Source organism: Thalassolituus sp. ST750PaO-4 (assembly GCF_020320405.1).
Taxonomy (GTDB): Bacteria; Pseudomonadota; Gammaproteobacteria; order Pseudomonadales; family Oceanobacteraceae; genus Venatoribacter; species Venatoribacter alkanivorans.
In genome coordinates, this window is record NZ_JABVCB010000007.1 from 97,074 (window position 1) to 123,522 (window position 26,449).

18 protein-coding genes are annotated in these 26,449 nt (G+C 57.2%); 17 read left to right on the forward strand and 1 reads right to left on the reverse strand.

What is annotated here, in order from left to right; all coding sequences use genetic code 11:
- Positions 1-3 precede the first annotated feature (3 nt).
- Genes HUF18_RS06340 through entS form a run of 5 tightly spaced genes read left to right on the forward strand, consistent with a single transcriptional unit; the run spans position 4 to position 13,348 of the window.
- The gene (locus HUF18_RS06340; protein WP_255605852.1) at positions 4-3,150 is read left to right on the forward strand and encodes a multidrug efflux RND transporter permease subunit; all 3,147 of its coding nucleotides are present in this window, start codon (positions 4-6) and stop codon (positions 3,148-3,150) included.
- Positions 3,151-3,182: 32 nt separating this feature from the next.
- A complete protein-coding gene (gene fes, locus HUF18_RS06345; protein WP_225691551.1) occupies positions 3,183-4,478 on the forward strand; it encodes an enterochelin esterase in 1,296 nt (431 codons plus the stop codon).
- Positions 4,479-4,493: 15 nt separating this feature from the next.
- A complete protein-coding gene (locus tag HUF18_RS06350; RefSeq protein ID WP_225691552.1) occupies positions 4,494-4,712 on the forward strand; it encodes an MbtH family protein in 219 nt (72 codons plus the stop codon).
- Entirely contained in the window at positions 4,709-12,094 is a 7,386-nt protein-coding gene (locus tag HUF18_RS06355) for a non-ribosomal peptide synthetase (protein WP_225691553.1), read from the forward strand. The genes HUF18_RS06350 and HUF18_RS06355 overlap by 4 nt, the downstream gene beginning before the upstream one ends.
- A 24-nt stretch (positions 12,095-12,118) precedes the next feature.
- On the forward strand, positions 12,119-13,348 hold the full coding sequence (entS, locus tag HUF18_RS06360) for an enterobactin transporter EntS (RefSeq protein WP_225691554.1): 1,230 nt from the start codon (positions 12,119-12,121) through the stop codon (positions 13,346-13,348).
- 90 nt (positions 13,349-13,438) lie between these two features.
- Here the strand turns inward: entS and HUF18_RS06365 are convergent, their stop codons facing one another.
- Entirely contained in the window at positions 13,439-14,212 is a 774-nt protein-coding gene (locus HUF18_RS06365; RefSeq protein WP_145469202.1) for an inositol monophosphatase family protein, read from the reverse strand.
- A gap of 223 nt (positions 14,213-14,435) precedes the next feature.
- Here HUF18_RS06365 and HUF18_RS06370 point away from each other — a divergent pair, with 223 nt between their 5' ends.
- From HUF18_RS06370 to der, 12 genes are all read left to right on the forward strand, one after another.
- A complete protein-coding gene (locus HUF18_RS06370) occupies positions 14,436-15,221 on the forward strand; it encodes an RNA methyltransferase (protein ID WP_145469203.1) in 786 nt (261 codons plus the stop codon).
- Complete coding sequence (gene cysE / locus HUF18_RS06375) at positions 15,218-16,042, forward strand: serine O-acetyltransferase (RefSeq protein WP_225691555.1); 825 nt, start codon at positions 15,218-15,220, stop codon at positions 16,040-16,042. Before HUF18_RS06370 ends, cysE begins: the two co-directional genes overlap by 4 nt.
- A gap of 104 nt (positions 16,043-16,146) precedes the next feature.
- Entirely contained in the window at positions 16,147-16,632 is a 486-nt protein-coding gene (iscR, locus tag HUF18_RS06380) for a Fe-S cluster assembly transcriptional regulator IscR (protein ID WP_145469205.1), read from the forward strand.
- Positions 16,633-16,742: 110 nt separating this feature from the next.
- Positions 16,743-17,903 carry an aminotransferase class V-fold PLP-dependent enzyme gene (locus HUF18_RS06385; protein ID WP_225691556.1) on the forward strand — a complete coding sequence of 387 codons (1,161 nt, stop codon included), beginning with the start codon at positions 16,743-16,745 and terminating at the stop codon, positions 17,901-17,903.
- 144 nt (positions 17,904-18,047) lie between these two features.
- On the forward strand, positions 18,048-18,473 hold the full coding sequence (ndk, locus tag HUF18_RS06390; protein WP_225691557.1) for a nucleoside-diphosphate kinase: 426 nt from the start codon (positions 18,048-18,050) through the stop codon (positions 18,471-18,473).
- An 83-nt stretch (positions 18,474-18,556) separates the two neighbouring features.
- Entirely contained in the window at positions 18,557-19,687 is a 1,131-nt protein-coding gene (rlmN, locus tag HUF18_RS06395; RefSeq protein ID WP_145469208.1) for a 23S rRNA (adenine(2503)-C(2))-methyltransferase RlmN, read from the forward strand.
- A gap of 16 nt (positions 19,688-19,703) precedes the next feature.
- A complete protein-coding gene (gene pilW, locus HUF18_RS06400; RefSeq protein ID WP_225691558.1) occupies positions 19,704-20,504 on the forward strand; it encodes a type IV pilus biogenesis/stability protein PilW in 801 nt (266 codons plus the stop codon).
- A 5-nt stretch (positions 20,505-20,509) separates the two neighbouring features.
- Positions 20,510-21,622, forward strand: coding sequence for a flavodoxin-dependent (E)-4-hydroxy-3-methylbut-2-enyl-diphosphate synthase (gene ispG / locus HUF18_RS06405; RefSeq protein WP_145469523.1), 1,113 nt, complete (start codon positions 20,510-20,512; stop codon positions 21,620-21,622).
- 27 nt (positions 21,623-21,649) lie between these two features.
- Positions 21,650-22,930, forward strand: a complete 1,281-nt coding sequence (gene hisS / locus HUF18_RS06410; protein ID WP_225691559.1) for a histidine--tRNA ligase — start codon at positions 21,650-21,652, stop codon at positions 22,928-22,930.
- Positions 22,931-22,974: 44 nt separating this feature from the next.
- Positions 22,975-23,637 (forward strand): YfgM family protein, encoded by a 663-nt coding sequence (locus tag HUF18_RS06415; RefSeq protein ID WP_225691560.1) that lies wholly within the window; start codon positions 22,975-22,977, stop codon positions 23,635-23,637.
- Positions 23,637-24,875 carry an outer membrane protein assembly factor BamB gene (bamB, locus tag HUF18_RS06420; protein ID WP_225691561.1) on the forward strand — a complete coding sequence of 413 codons (1,239 nt, stop codon included), beginning with the start codon at positions 23,637-23,639 and terminating at the stop codon, positions 24,873-24,875. The genes HUF18_RS06415 and bamB overlap by 1 nt, the downstream gene beginning before the upstream one ends.
- 81 nt (positions 24,876-24,956) lie before the next feature.
- Positions 24,957-26,441 carry a ribosome biogenesis GTPase Der gene (gene der, locus HUF18_RS06425; protein WP_225691562.1) on the forward strand — a complete coding sequence of 495 codons (1,485 nt, stop codon included), beginning with the start codon at positions 24,957-24,959 and terminating at the stop codon, positions 26,439-26,441.
- Positions 26,442-26,449: the final 8 nt, after the last annotated feature.

Genomic DNA, 26,449 nt, shown 5'->3' on the forward strand with positions numbered 1-26,449 from the left:
ATTATGGTGTCGCATTTTTTTATTGATCGTCCGGTTTTTGCGTGGGTGGTGGCCATTGCCATTATGCTGGCCGGCCTGATGACCCTGCGTACATTGCCGGTGGCGCAGTATCCGGATATTGCGCCACCGATTGTGCGCGTGGGAGCGATGTATCCCGGTGCCTCAGCCGCTGTTGTTGAAAACAGCGTGACTCAGGTGCTGGAACAGGAGCTGAAAGGACTGGAAGGACTGCTGTATTTTAATTCCACCAGTTCTTCCAGTGGTGAAACCGACATCATGCTGTTTTTTCAGCACGGTCAGGATGCCGAAGTCGCGCAAGTGATGGTGCAGAACAAGGTCAATCAGGTGACCTATCGTCTGCCGCAACAGGTTCAGCAGAACGGCCTTTCGGTGACGGCGATGCAGAACACCTTTCTGATGGTAGCGGTGTTTTATGACGAAAGCGGCGCGCGCAGTAACTCGGATATTGCCGACTGGCTGAGTAACAGCATGCTGGATGCGTTAAGCCGCGTACCGGGTGTTGGCCGCATACAGAATTTCGGTTCACCTTATGCGATGCGTATCTGGCTGGAACCGGACAAGCTGGCCAGCTATAGCCTGATGCCACAGGACGTTATCGCCACTATTGAAGCGCAGAATGCGGAAGTGCCGGTGGGCGAACTGGGCGCTCTGCCAGCGCCGGATCAGCAACAACTCAACGTCACGGTAACGGCGCTGTCGCGTTTGCGGACGGTGGATGAGTTCCGCAATCTGGTGTTGAAAACCAGCACTGACGGTGCACTGGTGCGGCTGCAGGATGTTGCCCGGGTCGAAATCGGGCAGGAAAGCTATGGCAGTATTTCGCGTTTAAATGGTATGCCGGCGTCCGGACTGGCGATTATGACAACCCCCGGCGCCAATTCACTGGCGACGGCTGCCGCAGTAAAAGAGCGGATTGAGCAGCTCAGCCGTTCATTTCCCCATGGCGTTAAAGTGATGTATCCGGAAGACGCCACCCGTTTTGTCAAACGCTCCATCAGTGCGGTATTTAAAACCCTGGCCGAGGCCGTGGCGCTGGTGGTGCTGGTGATGTTTCTGTTTCTGCAGAACTGGCGCACAACCTTAATTCCCGCCATTACAGTGCCTGTGGTTTTACTGGGTACCTGCGCAGTGCTGGCTTTGGGCGGATTTTCCATTAATACCCTGACGTTATTTGGCATGGTGCTGGCGATTGGTCTGCTGGTGGACGACGCCATTGTGGTGGTGGAAAACGCCGAACGCATTATGCAGGAAGAGGGTGTGGATGCCCTGACTGCTACGCGGCGCAGTATGAAGGAAATCACCAGTGCGTTAATCGGTGTGGCGGTGGTACTCGGCGCGGTATTTTTGCCCATGGCATTTTTCCCCGGATCTGTTGGTGTGATTTACCGCCAGTTTTCTGTGACGCTGGTATCGGCAATGGGCTTGTCCGTTCTGGTGGCACTGACCCTGACGCCGGCATTGTGTGTCAGCCTGTTACGCACAACGCAGGACGCTGCACCGGCCACTGGCTGGAGCGCCCGTCTGGCCCGGGCAATCGGCGGGCTGCAGACTGCTTACCGCCGGCGTTTACAGGCATTTCTTAACCGTCCGCGCCGTTTTGCTGTTATTTATCTGTTGTTGGGACTGGGCGTTTATTACGGGTATCAGAAATTACCCACCACCTTTTTACCGGAAGATGATCAGGGTACGGTCATGGTGCGCTATATGCTGCCACCGGGGGCGACCTATGAGCGCACGGCTGAAGTAATGCGCCAGATCGAAGACTATTTTCTGACCCGGGAAAAAAATAATACCGCTGCTATTTATACCGTCTCCGGCTTCAGCTTTTCCGGCTCAGGTCAGAACGCCGGTATTGCTTTTGTTAACCTGCGCGACTGGGATGAGCGTCCTGGCAGTGACAATACCGCACAGGCGATTGCCGGACGGGCAACCCGTATTCTGAATGAAGAATTACGCGACGGGCGCATGTTCGCAATGGTACTGCCACCGGTGGATGGTCTCGGTGACAGCGCCGGTTTTGAATTCTGGTTGCAGGATACGGCAGCGGTGGGAATTGAGGCTCTGACCGCCAAAGCGCATGAGCTGGTGGAGCGCATCAGCGAATCACCGGACGTTCTGTTTGCCGATGCCGAAGGCAGCGACATTATTCCGCAATTACGCATCGATATCGATCAGCCAAAAGCGGCGGCTATGGCGTTGCGTCCGGCCGATGTTAATTCCACGTTAAGTACGGCCTGGGGCGGCGCCTATGTGAATGATTTTATTCATCACGGCCGGGTAAAAAAGGTCATGGTGCAGGCCGCCGCCGAATACCGTGCTCAGCCGTCGGATCTGGGTGAATGGTATGTACGTGGTGTGAATGGCAGCATGACACCATTTTCTGCATTTGCCTCCACTCGCTGGACCTCCGGACCGGCGCAGCTGGCACGCTTTAATGGGTTGCCTGCGATTGAAATCAGTGGCGCCGGAGAGGCCGGAGCCAGCTCTGGTGACATCATGGCCATGATTGAAAAAGCGGCGGCCAGCATGACGGATACCAATCTGGAATGGGCAGGGCTTTCTTATCAGGACAAAATTTCCGGCGATCAGGCCCCGGTGCTGTATGTCGTATCCGTTTTGTTTGTTTTTCTTTGTTTGGCTGCGTTGTACGAAAGCTGGAGCATTCCGGTTGCCGTGATGCTGGTGATTCCGCTGGGCCTGCTCGGTGCCGTGGCGGGGGTCATGTTGCTGGGTATGAAAAACGATATTTTCTTTCAGGTCGGCGTGCTCACCACCATCGGCCTTGCTGCTAAAAATGCCATTCTGATCGTTGAATTTGCCGAAAGCGAAATTGCCCGCGGAGAGATGCCAATGGCTGCCGTCGTGCATGCCGCCAGCCAGCGCTTACGACCGATACTGATGACCTCACTGGCCTTTGGTGCAGGCATTATTCCACTGGTATTTGCTACCGGCCCGGGTGCTGCGGCACAGAATGCCATTGGCGCCAGCGTGCTGGGTGGCGTCATTTCCGGCACGGCGCTGGCTATTTTCTTTGTGCCTCTGTGTTACCTGCTGATTGCCCGTCTGCGTCAGCGGCTGAGCCTGTCAGGAACGTCTGTGGCGGGTGAGCTGCAGCCTCCGTGTCAGTGAGTGTGTGGGTCGTAATGAACGCCGGGAATATTATGAACTCAGGAACTGTGGCTGAGGCTTCTGCCGTAATGCAGGAGAGCGCTTTACTACAGGTTTTTTCTGCCTCAGATATAACCGCAGTTCCTGGTTCAGATGCATTCTGGAAACAGATAAAAAAACAGGGTACGCCACTGTTAACCAGCCGTGCTGATAACCAGTGCGGTATCACCTTTCTGTGGCGTGATCCGCAAGGTGCAGAAAACTGTTCACCTTATGAAGCGGTATTCATTGATGTGTATTCACACACTCCGCATCCGACCCGTCAGCTGACCAGTCTGGTGCGCCTGACCGGTACCGATGTCTGGTATTGGCAAACGCAATTACCCGCCGACTGGCTTGGCAGTTATGTGCTGTTGCCAGTAAAAAATACGCAATTACCACCGGCCAAAAGTGCGCAGCAAAGCAGCAGTGATGTTGCCGCAGCAGTGCGCGGCTGGTGGATAAATTTATTGCAGCAAAGCGGTCAGGCCGATGTGCTGAATCTGCGCGCCCCACATGTGGATGGTAATGGCCGTGAATTATCGGCGCTGATATTACCGGGTGCTGCTGTGCATGCGCAGCTACGCGATGAAAAATGCCTGCCTGCGCAAGGCAAGCTGCATCACTGGCGCTGGCATAACGCTCTGCTCAGCGCAGAGCGCGATGTGTGGTGTTACCGCTGTGGTACGGGCCGGGATTTACCTCTGGTTATTTTTCTCGACGGACAGCGCTGGGCACGCAGCAAAGGCTTTTTCGCCCAGCTGGATGCCTTAACTCACAATGGCGAATTTCCGCCCGCGGTGTATTTATTTATTGATTCGGTCAGCAGTGATGTGCGCTCGCGCGAACTAGCCTGTAACCCGGCGTTCTGGCTGATGCTGCAACAGGAATTATTAGCCGATGCGCAAAGACTGGAAGCCTTTTCCTCTGCTGCGCAAAAAACCATCGTGGCCGGTCAGAGTTTTGGTGGTTTAGCGGCGCTGTACGCCGCACTTAACTGGCCACAACGCTTCGGCAACGTGCTCAGTCAGTCGGGCTCTTTCTGGTGGCCGGATGTTAATGAGGAGGCCGGTAATGGTCTGCTTACCCGCCATGTGCGTTCGTCTGCCCCTGTGCTCAGTGAGCTTAATGTGGAACTGCAGATCGGCTGCTACGAAGACAGCATGCTTGGGGTTAATCACGCCATGCACGATGCCCTGAATGCTGCTGGCGCGCATGTTTCTTTTCAGCAATTCCGTGGTGGTCACGACTGGCTGTGCTGGCACAGCGAATTACTGTCGGGATTAAAACGCCTTTTTTCGGTTATTTAAAAATCAGGATCTGTTATGAGCAATAGTGCCTATTTAAATCCGTTCGACGATGACCAGCATGAATTTCTGGTGCTGAAAAACAGTGCGGGGCAATACAGTTTATGGCCGGTATTTTCCACCGTTCCTGAAGGCTGGCACCCGCAATTCGGTCCGGCGGCGCGCAGCGCCTGTAACGATTTTATTGAGGCGCACTGGCTCAGCATTAATCCGTTTACCGCAGGTGCCGGGCAATGAGCGGTGCAGATATTAACGGGCAAGCACTGACCGGCACCCAACAGGGAATCTGGCTGGCGGATCAGGTCAGCGAAAGCGGCGACCTGTATAACATTTCCCATGCGGTGGAAATCCGCGGACCGTTAAATGCGGCGCTGCTCGATCTGGCCATTCGCCAGGCCATGACGGAAGCCGATACGGTGTGTGCGTTGTACCGCGATGGTCAGCAGACGCTGCGTTGTTTAAGGGCAGAGAATATTCCCGCCTGTGAACGGCTGGATTTCTCGGCATTGGCGGATGGCCGTGAACAGGCCTTTGCATATATGTGGGCCGACAGTCACGCCCATCTGGCGGTGGACGGTGAAGCCCCTCTGTTCCGTCATCTGCTGATTCAGCTCGCGCCGGAGCACTGGCTCTGGTACCAGAGATACCATCATATTCAGCTCGATGGGTTCAGCATTAATGCCTTGAGCCGGCGTATTGCCGCTCTGTATTCTGAGCGTCTGGCGGGTATCGCCTGTGGGCCATCGCCCTTTACTGCGGTAACTGAGGTGACGGCGGAATACCAGGCTTACCGCGCCTCGGACGCCTGCCAGCGTGATAAGGCTTTCTGGTCAGAGCTCTGTGCCGACCTGCCCACACCGGCATCTTTATCGGCCAGGCCGCACAGCACTGCGGGGGCCGCATCGTTATTAACTGTGGAATTACCGATGGCCGGCGATGTGCTCAGCCGGCTGAAAACCTTTGCCGCGCAATGCGGTAAACGCACCGGTCTGCCGGATGTGCTGATGGCCCTGATTGGTGCTTATCTGGCCCGCATGACCGGCCAGAGCACTCAGGTGCTTGGCGTGCCCTTTATGCGCCGTCTGGGTTCGGCGGCCATTACCTCTGCGGCTCCGGTGGTGAACGTGTTGCCATTACCACTCAGCATTGCGCCACTGACTTCGCTGGCAGAATTAACCCGTCAGGTGCACGAACAGATGGCCGCCGTGCGCCGCCATCAGAAATACGATGCCGAACAGATTGCACGCGACCTGAAGCGCGTGGCCGGCGACCCTTTATACGGCGCTGTGGTGAATTACAAACACTTTGATTACCGCCTGGATTTTGCCGGAGCCGAAGGTATTACCCATCACCTCGCCACCGGTCCGGTGGACGATATTGAATTCGGTCTGCTGGTGCATGAGCAGCACTTATTGCTGGAATTACGCGCCGGTGCTGGCCGTTACACTGCCGCTGAATTAGCTGCTCATGCTGAACGTTTTGTGCGCCTGCTCAATTACTGGCTGGCGCAGCCGGAATCTCCACTGGCCGATGTGCCCCTGCTCAGCGACGACGAACGTCACAGCCTGAGCCTGTGGCAACAGGGGCGGGTATTCCCGCCACCACAGGATCTGCACAATATCGCCGATCTGTTCTGGGAGCAGGTGCAGAAAAAACCGGCGCACACCGCGCTGGTTTTTGCCACTGGTAGCGGCGCCGACGAGCGCCTGAGTTTTGCTGAAGCCGGCGCAGAAGTCGCACGTCTCAGCCGCTGGCTGCGGGCTCAGGGCATAGGGCGTGGTCAGGTCGTGGCCACTGCGCTGCCAAGGTCGCGCTATTCGGTACTGGCCATGCTGGCGGTGCTCGACAACGGTGCCAGCTGGTTGCCGCTGGATCTGGATTACCCGGCCGGGCGTATGGCCATGATGTGTGAGGACGCCCGTCCGGCGTTGTTGCTGACGACGCAGACGGTGACGGCACAGTTTCCGGCACAGCTTAAGCGGGCGAATCTCGACGATATGGCGTTGCTGGCAGAGTTGCAGGCCCAGCCCGCCGTGCGGCTTAACGCTGATGAGCGACCGCTGCCGGGGGACGATGATATCGCCTATGTCATTTTTACCTCGGGCAGTACCGGGCGGCCGAAAGGGGTGATGAATACCCACGGCGCGTTGCTTAATCTGATCAGCTCACACCGCAGCGCCTTTTATGAGCCGCTGCGCGAGCAGATCGCGCAGCGCTGTCCGGGGCGGCCACTGCGTGCCGGTCACACCCATTCGTTTTCGTTCGATTCCAGCTGGCTGCAGATTTTCTGGCTGCTGCTGGGCGAAGAAGTGCATGTGTTCGACGACACTGTGCGGCGCGACGCCAGCGAGCTGGTGCAGCAGATCCGGCAACGTGGCATCGACACCCTCGACCTGCCACCGTCGTTTCTGGCACAACTGCTCAATCAGGGCCTGATGGACGCTGACCATCATCAGCCGTCGCTGATTCTGATCGGTGGCGAAGCCTGCCCGGCTAACCTGTGGCAGCAGCTGAATCAGCATCCGCAACTTACCGCCCACAATTTGTACGGCCCGACCGAATACACAGTGGATACCCTGCGTGCCTGTGTGCGTGACAGCGAGCGCCCGCTGGTGGGCCGCCCCATCGGCAATACCCGCGTTTACATTCTTGATGCCCGCTTACAGCCGGTGCCGCCGGGTGTACTGGGCGAACTCTATATCGCCGGTGCCGGTCTGGCGGCGGGTTATCTGGCCCGTGGCGCACTCTCGGCTGGACGTTTTGTTGCCGACCCTTATGGCCCGCCAGGCAGCCGCATGTACCGCAGCGGTGATCTGGTGCGCTGGACCAGCGATGGCCGCGTGGAATTTGCCGGTCGTGGTGACGATCAGGTGAAAATCCGTGGCTACCGCGTCGAAATCGGTGAGGTGGAAAACGCCCTGTCGCTACTGCCGGCGGTGGAAAGTGCGCTGGTGCTGGCGGAGTCGATCAACAACAGCCAGCGTTTGCTTGGCTATTGCGTGATTCCGGGACTGAGCGGTGACGAGCGCACACAGCGCAGCCGCGAGCTGCTGAACCTGCTGCGCGAGCGGCTGCCGGATTACATGGTGCCGTCGTTGCTGCTGGTGATGGATGAATTCCCGCGTAATGTCAGCGGTAAGATTGATCGCAAGGCATTACCGAGCAGTCAGGATATGCACGGCGGCAGTGTCCACACCAACAGGGCACTGAGCGACGATGAGGCGCTGCTGTGCATACAAATGGCCGCTGTGCTTCGGCTCGGGCAGGTGGGCGCGGATGACGATTTCTTTGCCATCGGTGGCGACAGCATCAGCGCCATTATTCTCTGTACCGCAGTGCGCGAGCAGGGCTGGCTGCTGAAGCCGGCGCAGGTGTTCAGCCTTAAAACCCCACGCGCACTGGCCACTGTAATGACGCCCCTGCAGGCAAACACGGCTTCTGAGCTGGAGTGGCTGAGCGCGGCGGAGCGCCAGACCCTGCAGCTGCGCTATGGGCGTGAGGTGGAGGCCGCACCTCTGCTGCCGCTGCAGCAGGGCATGCTGTTTGAAACCCAGTTGCACCCGGACGGCGGTAACTACAACGCCTTTACCCGCCTGTCTCTCAGTGGCGTGGTGGACAGTGAACGCTTACAGCAGGCGCTCAATCATGTAGTGGGCCGCTATCCGCAACTGGCCGGGCTGTTCGACAGTGACAGTCTGGAGCAGCCGTTACTGGTAATGCCGGCCGTTACGGAACGGCACTGGCCGTTGAGCGAACACGACCTCAGCATCCTGCCTGCCAGCGAGCGCGCCCGGGCCTTTGCCGAGCTTGAACAACAGCTGCTGCAGGCGCATTACCCCACCGGCCGTGCTGGTGGGATGCTGGCAGCGGCATTGGTGCATCTCGGGTTGAATGAAGACAACGAACCGCGCAGTGAACTGATTCTGGTGATTCACCATCTGGTGGTGGATGGCTGGTCGACGCCGCTGCTGCTGCGCGATCTGATCACCGCTTACCAGACACAGGCGCCGCTACCGGCGCTGGATGTGTCCTACCCGCAACTGCTGCAACAGCTGCTGCAACGTGATGACACTGAAGCACGCGCTGTGTGGGCGCAGGCGATGGCGGGGGCCAGCCCGACCTGTGTATTCGATGCTGCCGACAGCCGCACAGCGGTGGCCGCTGTCAGCGAATACACGCTCACCTTAACCACGACAGAAACCCAGGCGCTGACGCAGAGGCTGCGGCGTCAGGGGATTACCCTCAACGTGCTGATGCAGGGCATCTGGGCTCAGGTCCTGCGTGGCATAACCGGGCGCGACGATGTGCTGTTCGGCACGCCGGTGTCCGGGCGCAGTGCCGCCATTACCGGTTTGGGCGAGCAGGTGGGGCTGTTCCTCAATACCCTGCCGGTGCGGGTTAAGGCCGACGCTGATCAGGCCTTCTGGCCCCAGCTTGCGGCCATACAGCAGCAACACGCGCATCTGATGGAACAGGACAGTCTGGGACTGGCGGACATTCAGCGTCAGGCCGGACTGGGTACTCTCTTTGACACTCTGCTGGTGGTGGAAAACTACCCCGACTCCGCCTGGGCCAGCGCCGAGCTCAGTGGCAATGGCAGCCAGCCGTTGCATATCCGCGCTATTCATAACCGTGGCTACAGCCATTACCCGCTGGCGCTGCTGGTGATTCCCGGCGAGCAGCTGACTCTGCTGGTAGAAGACCGCCAGGCACTGGCGACGCTGGGCCTGAACGCAGCTCTGCTGGCGCAGCGCGTGGCCCATGTGTTGCGTCTGGCGTTGGCTGAAGCCGATAGCAATTCCGCTGTGCCGTTGGCCCGCTGGCCAGCGCTGAGTCCGGTGGAGCAAAGCCTGCTGACAGAGGCTAATAACACGCAGCGGCCATTGTCCGGCGCCACCCTGCAGTCGGCGCTGCGCAGTCGGGCTGAGCATCATATGCAGTCGTTCTGTGTGGCCGACGAGCACCAGACTCTGACCTATGGCGCAGCGCGTGCGCGGGTGGATGCTATGGCTGCAGGTCTGCAGCAGGCCGGAGTGACGCCGGGCAGCATTGTGGCGCTGGCCCTGCCGCGCTCGGTGGATCTGACTCTGGCCATCTGGGCGGTGATTGAAGCCGGTGCGGCCTATCTGCCGCTGGATACCGGTTATCCGGATGAGCGTCTCGGCTTTATGTTGCAGGATGCTGGTGCGGCGGCGCTGATCACGGCAGAAGCCCTGTTTGCACGGCTGCAACCGCTGGCTGGCAACAGCCCGCTGCTGGATGTGAACGACCTGCAGACCAGCGACCCGGCGCAGCTTAAGCGGGTGAATATCACTCCGGCGCATCCGGCGTATCTGATTTATACCTCGGGCACCACAGGACAACCGAAAGGCGTACTGGTCGGCCATGCAGCCATCGTTAACCGGCTGGAGTGGATGCAACACCAGTACCCGCTGACGGCAGCGGATGTGGTGTTGCAGAAAACTCCGTGCAGCTTTGATGTGTCGGTGTGGGAATTTTTCTGGTCGGCGTGTGTGGGCGCCGGGCTGGTGATGGCCGCGCCGGAAGCGCACAAAGATCCGCAGGCGCTGATCGACACTATTAACCGCTGGCAGGTGACCACACTGCACTTTGTACCGTCCATGCTGGCGATTTTTACCAGCACAGCGCGGGCGCTGTACGGTGAAGAACAACCGCTGTGTACATCATTACGTCAGGTCTTCTGCAGCGGTGAAGCCCTGACCTGGGCTCAGGCCGATGCCTTTAACCAGCGTTTTGGCGCTCGCGCCGCGGATGATCAGGGCGTGCAGCTGCATAACCTCTACGGTCCGACCGAAGCGGCGGTGGATGTCAGTTACGAACCGGCCTCGCAGGCTGTGTCGTCTGCGGGCAACCCGGTGTCGTTGGGTAGCCCAGTGTCATTGGGTAACAGTGTGCCGATAGGACGTCCGGTGTGGAACACCCGTCTGCAGGTGCTGGATGCGACATTACGCCCGGTCCCTGTGGGTGCTACCGGCGAGCTGTATCTCAGTGGTGTGCAGCTGGCGCACGGCTATCTGGGCCGTGCTGCACTCAGCGCCGGGCGTTTTGTTGCCGATCCTTATGGCCCGCCGGGCAGTCGTATGTACCGCACCGGCGACGTGGTGCGCTGGCTGAGCAATGGCGTGGTGGAATATCTGGGGCGTGCCGACGATCAGATCAAAATCCGCGGTCAGCGCATTGAGCTGGGTGAAATCGAAACCTGTCTGCTGGCGCAACCGGGCGTGGCCAATGCCGTGGTGCATGCAACGGTGCTGCACGAGGGCAATAACGGCTCCGGTGAAGACAACCGCCAGCTGGTGGCTTATCTGGTGGCGCAGCCCGGCGTAACGCTGGCAGAGGATGCACTCAAAGCCGCCGCCAGTGCTGCGCTGCCTGCGCATATGGTGCCGGTGGCCTGGGTAACGCTGGAAAAGCTGCCATTAAGCGCCAACGGCAAACTCGACCGCAAAGCCCTGCCCAAACCTCAGCTCAGCAGCGCTGGCAGCAGCAGCGGGCGCGCACCGGCACGCGGGCTGGAGCAACGTCTGGCGCAGCTGTTTATGCGCCTGCTGGAGGTGACGGAACTCCGTGCCGATGACGACTTCTTCGCCCTTGGCGGCCATTCGTTGTTGGCCATGCGCTTAGCGGCCGATATCCGCCGGGAACTGAAACGAGCGGTGACCGTGGGGCAGATTATGGGCGCACCCACCGTGGCGCGACTGGCAGCGTTGCTTAACGAAAACGACCAGCGCAACGATTTTGGTCACGATGGTTTTGCCGAAGTGATAAGGCTTCGTGCGGCGCGTAAAGACGTTCACGGTCACACGCCAGAGCCGCTGTTCTGCTTCTGTCCGGGCTCGGGCTTTGCCTGGCAGTACAGTGTGCTGTCGCGTTACCTGCGTGAAGGCCGCGCCATCATCGGCCTGCAGTCACCGCGCCCGCACGGCCTGATGGCCAGCAGCGCCAGTATGGAAGAACTGGTGCAGCGTCAGCTGAGCATTATCCGCCGCGAACAGGCTCACGGACCTTACTATCTGCTGGGCTACTCGCTGGGTGGCACGGTGGCCTATGCCGTGGCGGCGCAGTTGCGCGCTCAGGGCGAGGAGGTGGCCTTCCTCGGTCTGCTCGATACCTATCCGGCGGAAGTACACGACTGGAACGATCCGGAAGGTGCAGAAGAAGCCTTAGGTGCCGAGCGGGAACAGGCGCAACTGCTGAATGATGCCGTCGGTGCGGAAACAGACAGTGCCACGCTGGCGCAGGACGAGCAGCAGGCCATGGCCCAGGCTCAGGCAGAAAAAGACGCCATGCTGGAGCAGATCTTTGCCAACTACAAAGATGCGGTACGTCTGCTGAAACAGACACGCACTCCGGCTTACGACGGTCGCTTCAGCGTGTTTGTCGCCGCCCAGGATCTGCCCGCTTATATCCGCCCGCAAGCCGACTGGCAGCCTTATGCACCGGGAGCCGAGTATGAATTTCTGCCCTGGGCCAGTCATGAAAATATCCTTTCGCCACAATCCCTGCAGCAGCTCGGCCCGTTACTCGACCGTCTGCTTGCTGAGGGAGACAGTGAAGCCGCAGGTTCCTCCCGTCATTACCCGCCGGTCAGTGCATGACCGGCCTTAGTTTAAGTTGATGCTATGAATAAAAAATCGTTCTTTGTTGATTTCAGCCTGCTGAAAACCAACCGTCATTTCCGCAACGTATTTATTGCCCGTACTATTTCCCTGCTGGGGCTGGGCATGCTGGCGGTTGCCATACCCATGCAGGTGTATCAGCTCAGTGGTGATTCGTTTCAGGTGGGGCTGGTAATGGCGCTGGAAGGCGCGGGTATGTTTGCCGGACTGTTGCTGGGTGGCGTGCTGGCCGACCGTGATGACCGTAAAAAACTGATTCTGTTTGCCCGCGCTGTGTGCGGCATTGGTTTTCTCGGGTTGGCGGTAAACGCCTGGCTGCCACAGCCGCAACTCTGGGTTATTTATCTGCTGGCGGTCTGGGACGGCTTTTTCGGTGCTATTGGTGTAACCGCTTTGTTAGCCTGCATGCCTTTTATTGTCGGACGTGAAAATCTGCTGCAGGCGCGTGCCGTCAGTATGTTGTCGGTACGTCTGGCGACGGTTATTTCCCCGGCGCTGGGCGGGCTGATCATCGCCTTTGCCGACGTCGGCTGGAATTATCTGATTGCCGCACTGGGCACTGGTCTGACCCTGATTCCTTTGCTGGCGTTGCCTTCCATGCGTCCGCAGGAGGTGGAAGAGCATCATCCGCTAAAGGCGCTGGCGGCGGGTTTTCGTTATCTGTTTGCTAACCGCATTGTGTTTTACACCGTACTGGCCGGAACTCTGGTGACGTTAACCACAGCCATTCGTGTGCTGTTTCCGGCACTGGTAGAAGACGCTTTTGCCGGTGGGGCGGCTGAACTCGGGCTGATGTATTCCGCAGTGCCGCTGGGGGCAACCTTAGGCGCACTGGTGAGTGGCTGGGCCAGCCATGTGCAGAAACCCGGGCAGGTGATGCTGTTTGTCAGTCTGGCGGCCTTTGCCTGCATGATGGCGCTGGGGCTTAACCACAGTTTTATGACTGCACTGTTTTTGCTCGCCGCTTTTGGCTATCTGGTGTCCATCGCTTCCTTACTGCAATACAACCTGGTGCAGATTAATACCCCGGATCAGTATCTGGGTCGTATTAATGGTATCTGGACGGCGCAGGATGCTTCGGGGGATTCCCTCGGTACTCTGGGGATTGGTGTGCTGGGCAAGTTTATGTCATCGCTGGGCAGCATTTTTACTCTGGGGGCCGTCGCGATGACACTGGGAGTGCTGCTGCTGGGTAACAAAACACTGCGTGGTATAGAGAAAACTGACGGTTAGTGATGGTGCGGCAGGAGGCAGGGCAAACCGTGATCACCGGCAGTGTCGTTATCTGTTGAAAACAACATGCTGCCGGTGATGGCTTGTATATCAGTCTTTGGCGAGCAGGGCTTTCAGCAGACGTGGGTTGCTGACCACCAGGTTGGCCGGAGCGCGCAGCAATGGCTGACCACTCACTTCAGACAGCAGACAACCGGCTTCGGAAGCCAGCAGGCCGGCAGCGTTCAGGGCAAACTCATCAACGTTGCTCAGCAGGGCACCCTGAAAACGGTCGGCGGCTACGTAGCAGATAGACAGGGCGTTGGAGCCGATATTGCGCAGGTCAAAGCTTTTTGACATCAGACGCTGTAAACGCTGCAGCTGATCGAAGGCGGCTTCGTTGTTGCCCATAGGCTGGGTGTAACCAACGATGGCGTCGCTCAGGCTGTTAACGTTACCGCTGCGGATACGGCGGTTGTTCAGCTGGGCACCACGGCCACGGGAAGCTGTGAATTCATCACCATTAATAGGATTGAGGATCACCGAGTGTTCTGCTTTGCCGTTTTGCATGCAGCAGACGATGATGGCAAAAGATGGGATACCTACGCGGAAGTTGGAGATGTCGTCGATGACGCACACCTGCCACACAGGCTGGTTGGCCTGTTCGCCGTTCTGACCGGTTTCACGGCCGTAAAAGTTGTGTTCAGGCAGGGCTTTCTTCAGCTCAAAAATAATGCCTTTTTCCAGACCAATGGTGCAGTCTGCCACAAACTTTGCTTTCTCCTGATCCGTGCTTTTGTACGAATCGAAGCGGTCCAGGCGACGGACCAGATCTTGACCAGCATTACGCGCAGCGCGCAACGCCAAGTTCACCATGGGTTGCATAGGGATCGCTATCTCTTAAAGTTAAAGAACATTTTTCGGGCGCGGGATTATATCAGCACCTGACTGGTTAGCGAAGCCCGTTTTGCGTTACACTTCGTGCCCCTTATTCTGTACCGGCCTGGCTCCCGCAGATGCTCCGTTGTGAGGTTAACCTGCGGATTGCACGGGTTTCAGACCGGCCGCCATTCTCCGATAAGCGCCGTTGCGGCGCAGACAAGGCGTTATGCTCGATAAAATCCGTATCGTAATGGTTAATACCACCCACTCCGGCAATATCGGAGCGGCCGCCCGTGCGATGAAAAACATGGGCCTGAGCCGGCTGGTGCTGGTTGATCCGATCGCCAGCATTGACGAAGAGGCGATCCAGCGTTCCTCGCGCGCAGAAGATATTCTGCACAACGCGGTCATCGTACCGACGCTGGAAGACGCCATTGCCGACTGTGGTCTGGTGATTGGCACCAGCGCCCGCAGCCGCCATATTCCCTGGCCGCTGATGTCGCCGCGCCAGTCGGCCGCGAAAGCTGCGGAAATGATTCCCGCCGGTAATGAAGTGGCGCTGGTGTTCGGCCGTGAATCCCGTGGTCTGACCAATGAAGAGCTGCACCTGTGTACCGCGCACGTGCATATTCCTACCGACGAAAACTTCTCATCCCTGAACGTTGCCCAGGCCATTCAGGTGCTGTGCTATGAAATGCGTTTGGCACTGGTGACGGATGATTTCCGCGCCGAAGCCGAACCGGAAGATGAGGCCGGAGCCTGGGGCGTGCCCTGGGATTATCCGCTGGCAACCCAGGGCGAGCTGGATGGACTGTTCCGTCATATGGAAACTGTGCTCATTGATATCGGCTTCCTTGACCCCAATACTCCGAAGCACCTGATGTCCCGTATGCGCCGTCTGTATCAGCGCGCTGCACCGGACAAAACAGAAGTGAATATTTTGCGTGGCATTCTGGCGGCGGTACAGCGTCAGGGCGACACCAGCCATAAAACACAAGGGGATACTGAGTGATCAGACAACTGCGTGAAGACATTGCCAGTGTATTTGAGCGTGACCCGGCAGCGCGCAATACCTTTGAGGTGGTCACCACCTATCCGGGGTTGCATGCTCTGCTGCATTACCGGGTGGCCAACTGGCTGTGGCGCAAGGGCTTTAAATGGCTGGCGCGCATGCTGTCGACCTTCAGCCGCTGGATGACCGGTATTGAGATTCATCCGGGAGCAACCATTGGCCGGCGTTTCTTTATCGACCACGGTATGGGCGTGGTGATTGGTGAGACCGCTGAAATCGGCGATGACTGCACCCTGTATCACGGCGTGACGCTGGGTGGTACCACCTGGAATAAAGGCAAGCGCCACCCGACCCTGCAAAATGGCGTGGTGGTCGGTGCCGGCGCCAAGGTGCTGGGGCCGATTATCGTTGGTGAAAACGCCCGTATCGGCTCCAATGCCGTGGTGACCAAAGAAGTTCCGGCGGGGGCGACGGTGGTCGGTATTCCGGGCCGTATTGTGCGTAAAGCGAGTACGGCTGAAGATGAGCAGCGGCGCAAAATCGCCGAGAAAATTGGCTTTGATGCCTATGGTATGGCCGACGAAATGCCCGATCCAATTGCCCGTTCCATCCATAACCTGATGGATCACATGCACGCGGTGGACCGTAAAATCGACACCATGTGCAAGGCGTTGCACGATCTGGGTGACCGCACCTGCTCTGAGGCGCTGCCGCAGCTTGAGGCGGAAACCTTTGTCAGCCTCAGCGAAGCGGTCAGCAGTGACGATGCTGACAGTGCCGAAACGGCTGACAGTGCTGGTCCGGGTGTGGAAAAGCACTGAAACCAGTCCGGCGTGTTTTGTTGTGTAAAGGCATGCAGGCTAAAGTTGACTGAAATAGTCGGATATACGCATAATGCCACCACGATTTATGTGGGGGATAGACCATGCGTTTAACGACCAAGGGCCGCTATGCGGTGACGGCCATGCTGGATCTGGCGATTCATGCGCAGGACGGGCCGGTAAGTCTGAATGATATTTCCGGTCGTCAGGGCATTTCCCTGTCGTACCTGGAGCAGTTGTTTGCCAAGTTACGCCGCGGTGGTCTGGTAGCCAGCGTGCGTGGCCCGGGTGGTGGTTATCGCCTGAGCCGTGATGGCAGTGATATTAATGTGGCTGAGGTGGTGGACGCGGTAAACGAATCCATGGATGCCACACGCTGCAACCGCCGTGGTGATTGTCAGGATGGCGAAGAGTGCCTGACCCATCATTTATGGCTGGAGCTGAGTGATCAGATTCACGCATTTCTGCGCGGCATCACGCTGGCGCAACTGATTCAGCGTAAAGAGATCCGTAATACCGCCGACCGTCAGGACAGCAATACACGAAACCGTATTGATGCAGTACTGAGTACAGAAGACATTACCGGCTGAATGGCCGGTCCTTGACCGGAGTGCTCCTCTTGATCTGAGCGCCCCTTGACCTGAGCGCTGCAGCGCGGACAATGCGCCGCCTCAGGTTTCAGATTTTCCAGCGGTGACCCATGAAATCCATCTATCTCGATTATGCAGCGACCACGCCGGTCGACCCCCGTGTGGCTCAGGTGATGGCAGCCTGCCTGACTCTGGATGGTACCTTTGGTAATGCGGCATCACGTTCCCATCGGTATGGCTGGCAGGCTGAGCAGGTGGTGGAAAATGCCCGGCGCCAGCTGGCTGATCTGCTCGCCGCCGATCCGCGTGAAATCGTCTGGACCTCAGGTGCAACCGAATCCAACAACCTGGCCTTAAAAGGTGTGGTCGAAGCGCTGCGTGCTGACGATGCCGGCCGTCCGCTGCACATTATTACTTCGGCGATTGAGCATAAGGCGGTACTGGATGTCTGTGCCTGGCTGCAGGCGCGGCAACAGGTTGAGGTTACTTACCTGACACCGGATGCCGATGGTCTGATCGGTGTGCAGCAGGTGGCTGATGCCCTGCGTGACGATACCTGTCTGGTCAGTCTGATGGCGGTTAATAACGAGCTGGGCACCATTACCGATATCGCCGCCATCGGCGCGTTGTTAAAAGATCACCCGGCGTATCTGCATGTGGATGCCGCTCAGGCGCTGGGTAAAGTTGCTGTGAACGTCAGAGACTGGCAGGTCGATCTGTTGTCGGTGTCCGCGCATAAGTTCTACGGCCCGAAAGGCATTGGTGCGCTCTATGTGCGCCGTGAACCGCAGGTGAAACTGGCGGCCCAGATGCACGGCGGTGGCCATGAGCGCGGTATGCGTTCCGGCACGCTGCCAACCCATCAGCTGGCGGGTCTGGGTGAGGCTGCACGTCTGGTGCAGGAAGAGCTGGCGGCCGATGAAGCCCGTATCGGCGCATTACGTGATCAGCTGTGGAATGGATTGCAGGCGCTGGGTGGGGTGTATCTGAACGGTCATACGCAGCAGCGTACCGCCAATCATCTGAACGTCAGCTTTGACGGTGTGGATGGTGAGATCCTGCTGGCCTCGCTGGCGAAGGTAGCGGTGTCTTCTGGTTCGGCCTGTAACTCGGCGACGGTTGCGCCGTCCTATGTGCTGAAGGCCATTGGCCGCAGCGATGCGCTGGCACATGCCGGTCTGCGCTTCAGTCTCGGGCGTTTCACCACGGCCGAAGAAATCGATTTTGCCCTCAGTGAAGTTACGCGTGTGGTGCAGATGCTGCGCGGCTGATCGCTGAGTTCCGTATTTCCTGCCGCTGGCGGTCAAATAATCCGCCAGCGCGCCCGCGTACGCGTACAACTTTAATGAAAAGGTGCGTATAATCCGCGGGTTTTATTTTCCGTAACCCTGATAATTTACCCTTGGGAGCTAAAAATGGCTGTTGAACGCACTCTGTCCATCGTTAAACCAGACGCTGTGGCCAAAAACGTAATCGGTGAAATCCTGACCCGTTTCGAAAAAGCTGGCCTGAAAGTTGTTGCCGCTAAAATGATCAAACTGGACGACGAAAAAGCGGGCGGTTTCTACGCAGAGCACAAAGAGCGTCCTTTCTTCAAAGATCTGGTGTCTTTCATGACTTCTGGTCCTGTTGTTGTACAGGTTCTGGAAGGCGAAAACGCTATCGCTGCTAACCGCGAACTGATGGGTGCTACCAACCCTAAAGAAGCGGCTGCCGGTACTATCCGCGCTGACTTCGCTGAAAGCATCGATGCTAACGCAGTACACGGTTCTGACTCTGCAGCTTCTGCTGAGCGCGAAATCGCTTACTTCTTCGCGCAAGACGAAATCTGCTCACGTTAATGAGCGGAACTCAGAGGGCAGGAATGCCCTCTGATCAATCCTCCGGGATGCACCAGTGCCAACAGGCCTCAGGTAACCAATTGATGTCCGAAACACCAGAAAAAATTAATCTGTTGGGCTTATCGCCCGCCAAAATGGAAGCCTTCTTCGCGGATATGGGCGAGAAGAAATTCCGTGCTCAGCAAATGCTGAAATGGATTCATCAATATGGCGAAGCCAACTTCGACAACATGACCAACATGGGTAAGCCCTTGCGTGCGCGCATGGCCGAAGTGTGTGAGATCCGCCTGCCGGAAGTGATTTACGAAGATTTTTCCAAAGACGGCACCCGTAAGTGGGTGATGCGTATGGATGGCGGCAGTGCCGTCGAAACCGTTTATATCCCGGAAAAAGACCGGGGTACCCTGTGTGTGAGCTCGCAGATCGGCTGTTCGCTCGACTGCAGTTTCTGCTCCACCGGTAAACAGGGTTTTAACCGCGACCTCAGCGTGGCGGAAATTATTGGTCAGGTATACGTGGCGGCTATGAGCTTCCATGCACCGGGCGAGCGTCGCGAACGCCGTATTACCAACGTGGTGATGATGGGCATGGGCGAGCCGCTGCTGAACTTCGACAACGTGGTCGATGCGATGAACCTGATGATGGACGACAACGCCTATGGCTTGTCCAAGCGTCGTGTCACCCTGAGCACCTCCGGCGTCGTGCCGATGATGGATAAGCTTGGCGATGTTACCGATGTATCACTGGCGGTATCGCTGCACGCACCGAATGACGAGCTGCGTAACCAGCTGGTGCCAATCAATAAAAAATATCCGATTAAAGAGCTGATTGCGGCCACTAACCGTTATCTGGCGAAACTGCCGGACCGTCGAAAGGCCACCATCGAATACACCATGATGGAAGGCGTTAACGATGAGATGGAGCACGCCGAACAGTTGTCTGTGCTGATGAAACAGGTGCCGTGCAAAATCAACCTGATTCCGTTTAACCCGTTCCCTAACTCCGGCTACAAACGCCCGAGTAACAATCGTGTGTACCGCTTCCGCGATTATCTGGTGAATCAGGGGCATATTGTCACCATCCGCTCGACCCGTGGCGATGACATCGACGCCGCCTGTGGTCAGCTGGTAGGCAAAGTTCAGGACCGCACGCGCCGCAGTGAGCGTTATATCAATGCGGTGCAGATCGACGAGTCTTCACAGGGCAACCAATAAAATGACCGGGATGGGCATGAAAAAATTAATCACCACACGCGCAGCGAGCCTGTTGATAGTGCTGCTGAGCCTGACGCTGGCTTCCTGCGTTACCGTCACTGAAAGTCGTTTTACCAAGAAAAAATCACCGGAAAAAGCGGTGGAGAATTATACCCAGTTAGGTTTGGGCTACCTGCAGAAAGGCCGTCCGGACTGGGCGCGTCAGCGTCTGCAAAAAGCACTGGCGATTGATCCTGATCATGCACCGGCCAACGACGCCATGGGGCTGGTCTGGCAGACCGAAGGCGAGATGGATCTGGCGGAAGAATATTTTCAGAAAGCGCTGAGCAACGACAGCAGCTTTACTCTGGCACGCCACCACTTAGGCCGCCTGTATTCACAGCTGAAGCGTTATGACGAAGCTGACGAGTATTTGAATAAAGCCGCCACCGACCGCTATTACGATAATCGTGCTTCGGCTTATAACGATCTGGCGCTGAATGCTTACCGCCAGGGCAACACTGAGCAGGCAATCGACAGCTACGGCCAGACCCTGCGTATTGCGCCTTATAACGTTGATGGGTTGGTTAACATATCGACCCTGCTGTTTGAAGCGCAGCGTTACGATGAGTCACTGAAATACTACGATCGCTTTGAGCGTCTGGTGCAACGTGAGCAGACCCGTCAGACCGCACACAGCCTCTGGCTGGGCATTAAGCTGGCAACGCTGCAGCAGAACACTCAGAGGGCAATTGCGCTGGCGACCGACCTGAAGCGTAACTTCCCGGAATCGGTTGAATACCGTCTGTATCAGGACTCCCTGTCCGGAGCCAAATAATGAGCATGCATTTCGAAAATCCCATTAAGCGTCGTCAAAGCCGCAAAATCTGGGTTGGTGATGTGCCGGTCGGCGGTGATGCGCCGATTGCCATTCAGACCATGACCAATACCGAAACCACCGATGTGGCGGCCACTGTGGCGCAGATTCAGCGCGCTCAGGATGCTGGTGCCGATATCGTGCGCGTTTCTGTGCCGACCATGGACGCGGCGGAAGCCTTTGGCAAAATCCGCAAAGAAGTGAATATTCCGCTGGTGGCAGATATTCACTTTGACTACAAAATCGCCCTGCGCGTCGCTGATCTGGGTGTTGACTGTCTGCGTATCAATCCCGGCAATATCGGCCGTGAAGACCGTGTGCGCGCGGTGGTGGATGCGGCGCGTCATAACGGCATTCCGATCCGTATCGGGGTGAATGCCGGATCACTGGAAAAAGACCTGCAGAAGAAATACGGCGAGCCGACCCCAGCCGCGCTGGTGGAATCGGCCATGCGCCATATCGATATTCTCGATCGCCTGAACTTCCCGGATTTCAAACTCAGCCTGAAAGCCTCCGACATCTTTATGACCGTGGCGGCTTACAAGCAGATTGCCAGCCAGATTGAGCAGCCGCTGCACCTCGGCATCACCGAAGCCGGTGGCCTGCGTGGTGGTACGGTTAAATCGTCTATTGGTCTTGGCCTGCTGCTGTGGGAAGGCATCGGTGACACCATCCGCGTATCGCTGGCGGCCGATCCGATTGAAGAAGTCAAAGTGGGCTGGGACATGCTCAAATCGCTGAAGCTGCGTTCGCGCGGCATCAACTTTATTGCCTGTCCGAGCTGTTCACGTCAGAACTTCGACGTGATCAAAACCATGAACGAGCTGGAAATGCGCGTTGATGATATCCGCACTGATATGAGTGTGGCGGTGATTGGCTGTGTGGTGAATGGCCCCGGCGAATCCAAGGAAACCGATATTGGTCTGGCCGGTGGCCAGCCGAATCTGGTGTATATCGACGGTAAACCAGCCGGCAAACTGAGTAACGAGACTCTGGTGGATGACCTTGAGCGTATGATCCGCGAACGCGCCGCCAGCCTCGATGAAGAACGCAAAAATCTGATTGCCAGCGACAGCTGAGCGCTGACCCAGACAAGAACGGACATTATGGCAACGAAAATCCAGGCCATTCGTGGCATGAACGACATCCTGCCGGCTCAGAGCCCGGTATGGCAGTATCTCGAAGGCACAGTGAAAGACCTGCTGGCTTCTTACGGTTATGACGAAATCCGCATGCCGATTGTGGAGCAGACCGCGCTGTTCAAACGCTCTATCGGCGAAGTCACCGACATCGTCGAAAAAGAGATGTACACCTTCGACGACCGCAATGGCGAGAGTCTGACCCTGCGTCCGGAAGGCACTGCCAGCTGTGTGCGCGCCTGCGAGGAAAATGGTTTGTTGTACAACGCGACTCAGCGTCTGTGGTACACCGGCCCGATGTTCCGATATGAAAAGCCGCAGAAAGGCCGTTACCGTCAGTTCTACCAGATTGGTGTGGAAACCTTTGGCATGGCTACCGCCGATATCGATGCCGAAGTTATCCTGATGACCGCGCGTCTGTGGCAGCAGCTGGGTCTGACCGATGCGGTTACCCTGCAGCTGAACACCCTGGGCTCCAACGAAGCGCGTGCCAATTACCGCGATGCATTGGTAGCTTATCTGAGCGAGCGCAAAGACCAGCTGGATGAAGACAGCCAGCGCCGTCTGGAAACCAATCCGCTGCGCGTGCTCGACAGCAAAGATCAGAACACCCAGGCACTGCTGGCCGATGCGCCACAGCTGCACGATTACCTCGACGACGAAAGCCGCGAGCACTTTGCTCTGCTGCGCAGCATCCTTGATGCCGCCGGGGTGAAGTACGAAATCAACCAGCGTCTGGTGCGCGGTCTCGATTATTACTGTAAAACCGTGTTCGAGTGGGTCACCGACAAACTCGGTTCGCAGGGCACCGTCTGTGCCGGCGGCCGTTACGACGGCCTGGTCGAGCAGCTGGGTGGTAAGCCAACCCCGGCGGTTGGTTTTGCCATGGGCGTTGAGCGTCTGATTCTGCTGCTGGAAACGCTGGAGCTGATTCCGGCCGAAGTGCTGCAGACCATCGATGTATACATCTGTCCGGTCGGTGAGGGCAGTGCTCAGGTGGCGCTGCTGCTGGCAGACCGTCTGCGCGACGAGCACAGCTGGTTACGCATTCAGACCCACTGCGGTGGTGGCAGCTTCAAGAGCCAGATGAAAAAAGCCGACAAGAGCGGTGCACATCTGGCACTGTTGCTGGGCGAAGACGAAATTGCCAACGGTACTGTGACCGTTAAAGATCTGCGTGGTGAAGGTGGGCAGCAGACGCTGGCGCTGAACGACGTGGGCGAATGGCTGGCACAAGAAACTTTTTAATAACCAATAACTCACAATATTCGTTTTTTTGGGGAAGTGGACGCATGACTGAATATCGTACGGATGAAGAACAGGCAGAACTGCTGAAAAAATGGTGGGCAGAGAACGGTAAAAGCCTGCTGGCGACCATCGTGATTGTTGCCGGTGGCTGGTTTGGCTGGAACAGCTATCAGGCTAATCAGCAGGCAACAGCCGAAGCAGCTTCCATGCTGTACTCACAGCTGGTCGACAAAGTCGCACAGCCGGCAGCGCAGCAGGATGAAGCGGCTAAAGCCGAAATGGAAGCACTGGCGACTCAACTGAAAAAAGACTTCGGCAATACCAGTTATGGCCAGTTTGGTGCTCTGTTCCTGGCGCGCTTTGCTGCCGATGCCGGTGACTTTGATACCGCTGCGGCAGAACTGAACAGCATCATTGCTACGGCTGACGAAGGTCCGATCAAATTTACCGCTCAGGCGCGTCTGGCCAATGTCCTGATTCAGCAGGAAAAAATGGACGAAGCGCTGGCGCTGGTTGCGACTGTACCGGACGCTGCCTATGCCGCGCAGTTTGAAGAAGCCAAAGGCGATGCCCTGTTCCGTAAAGGCGAACTGAGCGAAGCCCGTGCGGCTTATGTCCGTGCGCAGGAAGCCGCTGCGAATCTGGGTCTGAACACCCAGCAGCTGCAGCGTAAGATTGATAATCTGGCTGCGAGCGGAGACGCCTGATGCGCCTGAGTCCTGTTGTCGTCCTGTTGAGTGCTCTGCTGGCTGTGCAGCTGAGTGGTTGTGCCAGTCAGCCAGCCAATCAGGCAGAAGCGGCTGACGCTGCCGACGAGACAGGGCTGCCTGATTACAACGATGAAACCGATATCTCCATCGAGTGGCGTAAGCAGCTTGGTGTGGGGGCTGGTACGGCTTATACCCGTCTGCGCCCGGTGGTGAGCGGCGATACCGTGTTTATGGCTGACACCTCCGGTGAGGTCTACGCGCTGGATCTGGCCGATGGCAGCGAACAGTGGAATGTGGACCTGGAGCAGGCGGTAACGGCAGGTGTGGCGCAAGACAACGGTCAGTTGTTTGTTGCTACCCGTGACGGTTTTCTGCATTGCCTGAACAGTGCCGACGGCTCTGAAATCTGGCGTTCACGCATGACCAGTGAGTCTGTCGCGCCGGCGGGTACTGACGCTAAGCGGGTGTTTGTACACACCGTTGACGGTCGTGTTACAGCCTTTGAACGGGCCGATGGCAAGCAGGCCTGGTCTTACGAAACTGCGATGCCGGTACTGACCGTGCGCGGCACCGGCACGCCGCTGGTGCTGGATCAGCTGGTGATCACCGGTTTTGCTACCGGCAAACTGGTGGCACTGGATAAGACTCTCGGTATTCCGCGCTGGGATGTGCGCCTGGCAACGCCGGATGGCCGCTCTGAACTGGAGCGTCTGGTGGATGTTGATGGCGCGCCGATCTGGGATAACGGCATTATTTATGCGGCCAGCTACCACGGCAAACTGGCAGCCGTTTCGCTCAATGGCGAAACCCGCTGGGAAGAAGAAGGTTCAACCTACACCAGTCCTGAACTGGCGCTGGGCAACCTGTACCTGACCCTCGACAGTGATCACATCCAGTCCTATGACATGGCCAGTGGCGCGCCGGTCTGGACTCAGAAAGCACTGCATGGTCGCCGCCTCGGGCAGACCAGTGCTTATGGCAGCTGGTTGGCAGTCGCTGATGGTGAAGGTTATCTGCACATTATGAATCAGGTGGATGGCGAGTTGGTGGGACGTAAACTGTTGCGCCCTAAACCACTGCACGTCAACTATCCTAATCAGACTGAAGGCACCAACTGGCGTGCGCTGCGTGGCCGCGATATGGGCATCCGCAGTCCGTTAGTTGCCACTGATAAAGGTCTGCTGGTGTATACCAATGCCGGTGAACTGTTGCTGCTGAGCGTTCAGACCGACTGACGCTGGCGGTATCAGCCAATGTTTTTTACCGGGCGTCGTATAGCGACGCCTGTTTTATTTCTTAAATGAGGTTTTCTGATCATGGTCCCTGTGATTGCTCTGGTCGGACGTCCCAACGTGGGCAAGTCCACGCTGTTTAACCGTCTGACCAAAAGCCGTGATGCGCTGGTGGCTGAAATTGCCGGCCTGACCCGTGACCGTAAGTACGGTGAGGGCAAGGTTGGTGATGTGCCATTCATCGTGATTGATACCGGTGGTATCAGCGGCCAGGAAGAGGGCATCGACGAGGCCATGGCCGCGCAAAGCTTTCAGGCCATTAAAGACGCGGATATCGTTTTCTTTATGGTCGATGTTGGCGCCGGTATTACCAACGGTGACCGTATGATTGCCGAATATCTGCGCCGCAGCGGTAAAGACGCCTATCTGGTGGCCAACAAGATTGACGGTAAAAACCCCGATCTGGTGCTGGGTGAATTCTTTGAACTGGGTATGGGTGAACCGCTGCCGATTGCTGCGGCGCATAACCGTGGCATCAGCGCATTGATCGAATACGTGCTGGGCGAACTGCCGCAGGACGATGACGACTACTTCCGTGAACTGGCCGGCGAAGAAGCCCCGGTACACGAAGAGCTCGACGTTAAAGGTATTAAAATTGCCGTGGTAGGCCGCCCGAACGTGGGGAAATCGACTCTGGTTAACCGTTTTCTCGGTGAAGACCGGGTGGTGGTATTCGATGAAGCCGGCACCACGCGCGACAGTATTTATATTCCCTACGAGCGTCACGGTCAGGAATACACCCTGATTGACACCGCCGGTGTACGCCGCCGTAAGAATATTTCCGAAGCCGCGGAAAAATTCTCCATTATTAAAACCCTGCAGGCCATTCAGGACTGTCATGTATGTATTCTGGTGCTCGATGCCCGTACCGGTATCGTCGAGCAGGACTTACATATGCTCAGCTTCGTACTGAACTCCGGCCGGGCGCTGGTGATTGCCATCAATAAATGGGATGGCATGGAAGCGGACGCCAAAGAGCGGGTAAAAACAGAAATTGACCGTCGTTTCGATTTCTTAACCTTTGCCGAAATGCATTTTATTTCGGCATTGCACGGTACCGGCGTGGGTAATCTGTACGATTCGGTTGATCAGGCTTACCAGTCGTCCATGGCGAAATGGCAGACCAATATGCTGACCCGTATTCTGGAAGATGCCACGGCCAGCCATCAGCCACCGGTTGTACGCAACCGCCGGCCAAAACTGCGTTATGCCCACCAGGGTGGCTCTAACCCGCCCATTATTGTGGTGCACGGTAATCTGGCGAAAGAACTGCCGGAAGACTACAAACGCTATCTGGCCAATACCTTCCGCCGCGTGCTGGAAATTAAAGGTACGCCGATCCGTATGGAATTCCGTCAGGGCGATAACCCGTATTCCGGCAAAGAAAAAGAAATCCGTCACAGCAGTAAAAAGCGTGCGGATGCGGTGGAACGGACAGAAAATAAACGTAAGATTAAAATTGAAAAAGCACGTAAGCAATTACGTAAAAGCTATAAAAAACCGACCTGATAAAGAGC

What these genes read in the sequence shown, in the direction of transcription:
- ispG (WP_145469523.1), top strand. Translation starts at nt 20,510, where the DNA reads ATGCATTTCGAAAATCCCATTAAGCGTCGTCAAAGCCGCAAAATCTGG.
- iscR (WP_145469205.1), top strand. Translation starts at nt 16,147, where the DNA reads ATGCGTTTAACGACCAAGGGCCGCTATGCGGTGACGGCCATGCTGGAT.
- hisS (WP_225691559.1), top strand. Translation starts at nt 21,650, where the DNA reads ATGGCAACGAAAATCCAGGCCATTCGTGGCATGAACGACATCCTGCCG.
- ndk (WP_225691557.1), top strand. Translation starts at nt 18,048, where the DNA reads ATGGCTGTTGAACGCACTCTGTCCATCGTTAAACCAGACGCTGTGGCC.
- fes (WP_225691551.1), top strand. Translation starts at nt 3,183, where the DNA reads ATGAACTCAGGAACTGTGGCTGAGGCTTCTGCCGTAATGCAGGAGAGC.
- bamB (WP_225691561.1), top strand. Translation starts at nt 23,637, where the DNA reads ATGCGCCTGAGTCCTGTTGTCGTCCTGTTGAGTGCTCTGCTGGCTGTG.
- der (WP_225691562.1), top strand. Translation starts at nt 24,957, where the DNA reads ATGGTCCCTGTGATTGCTCTGGTCGGACGTCCCAACGTGGGCAAGTCC.
- HUF18_RS06385 (WP_225691556.1), top strand. Translation starts at nt 16,743, where the DNA reads ATGAAATCCATCTATCTCGATTATGCAGCGACCACGCCGGTCGACCCC.
- HUF18_RS06365 (WP_145469202.1), bottom strand. Translation starts at nt 14,212, where the DNA reads ATGCAACCCATGGTGAACTTGGCGTTGCGCGCTGCGCGTAATGCTGGT.
- entS (WP_225691554.1), top strand. Translation starts at nt 12,119, where the DNA reads ATGAATAAAAAATCGTTCTTTGTTGATTTCAGCCTGCTGAAAACCAAC.
- HUF18_RS06370 (WP_145469203.1), top strand. Translation starts at nt 14,436, where the DNA reads ATGCTCGATAAAATCCGTATCGTAATGGTTAATACCACCCACTCCGGC.
- pilW (WP_225691558.1), top strand. Translation starts at nt 19,704, where the DNA reads ATGAAAAAATTAATCACCACACGCGCAGCGAGCCTGTTGATAGTGCTG.
- HUF18_RS06340 (WP_255605852.1), top strand. Translation starts at nt 4, where the DNA reads ATGGTGTCGCATTTTTTTATTGATCGTCCGGTTTTTGCGTGGGTGGTG.
- HUF18_RS06355 (WP_225691553.1), top strand. Translation starts at nt 4,709, where the DNA reads ATGAGCGGTGCAGATATTAACGGGCAAGCACTGACCGGCACCCAACAG.
- HUF18_RS06350 (WP_225691552.1), top strand. Translation starts at nt 4,494, where the DNA reads ATGAGCAATAGTGCCTATTTAAATCCGTTCGACGATGACCAGCATGAA.
- rlmN (WP_145469208.1), top strand. Translation starts at nt 18,557, where the DNA reads ATGTCCGAAACACCAGAAAAAATTAATCTGTTGGGCTTATCGCCCGCC.
- HUF18_RS06415 (WP_225691560.1), top strand. Translation starts at nt 22,975, where the DNA reads ATGACTGAATATCGTACGGATGAAGAACAGGCAGAACTGCTGAAAAAA.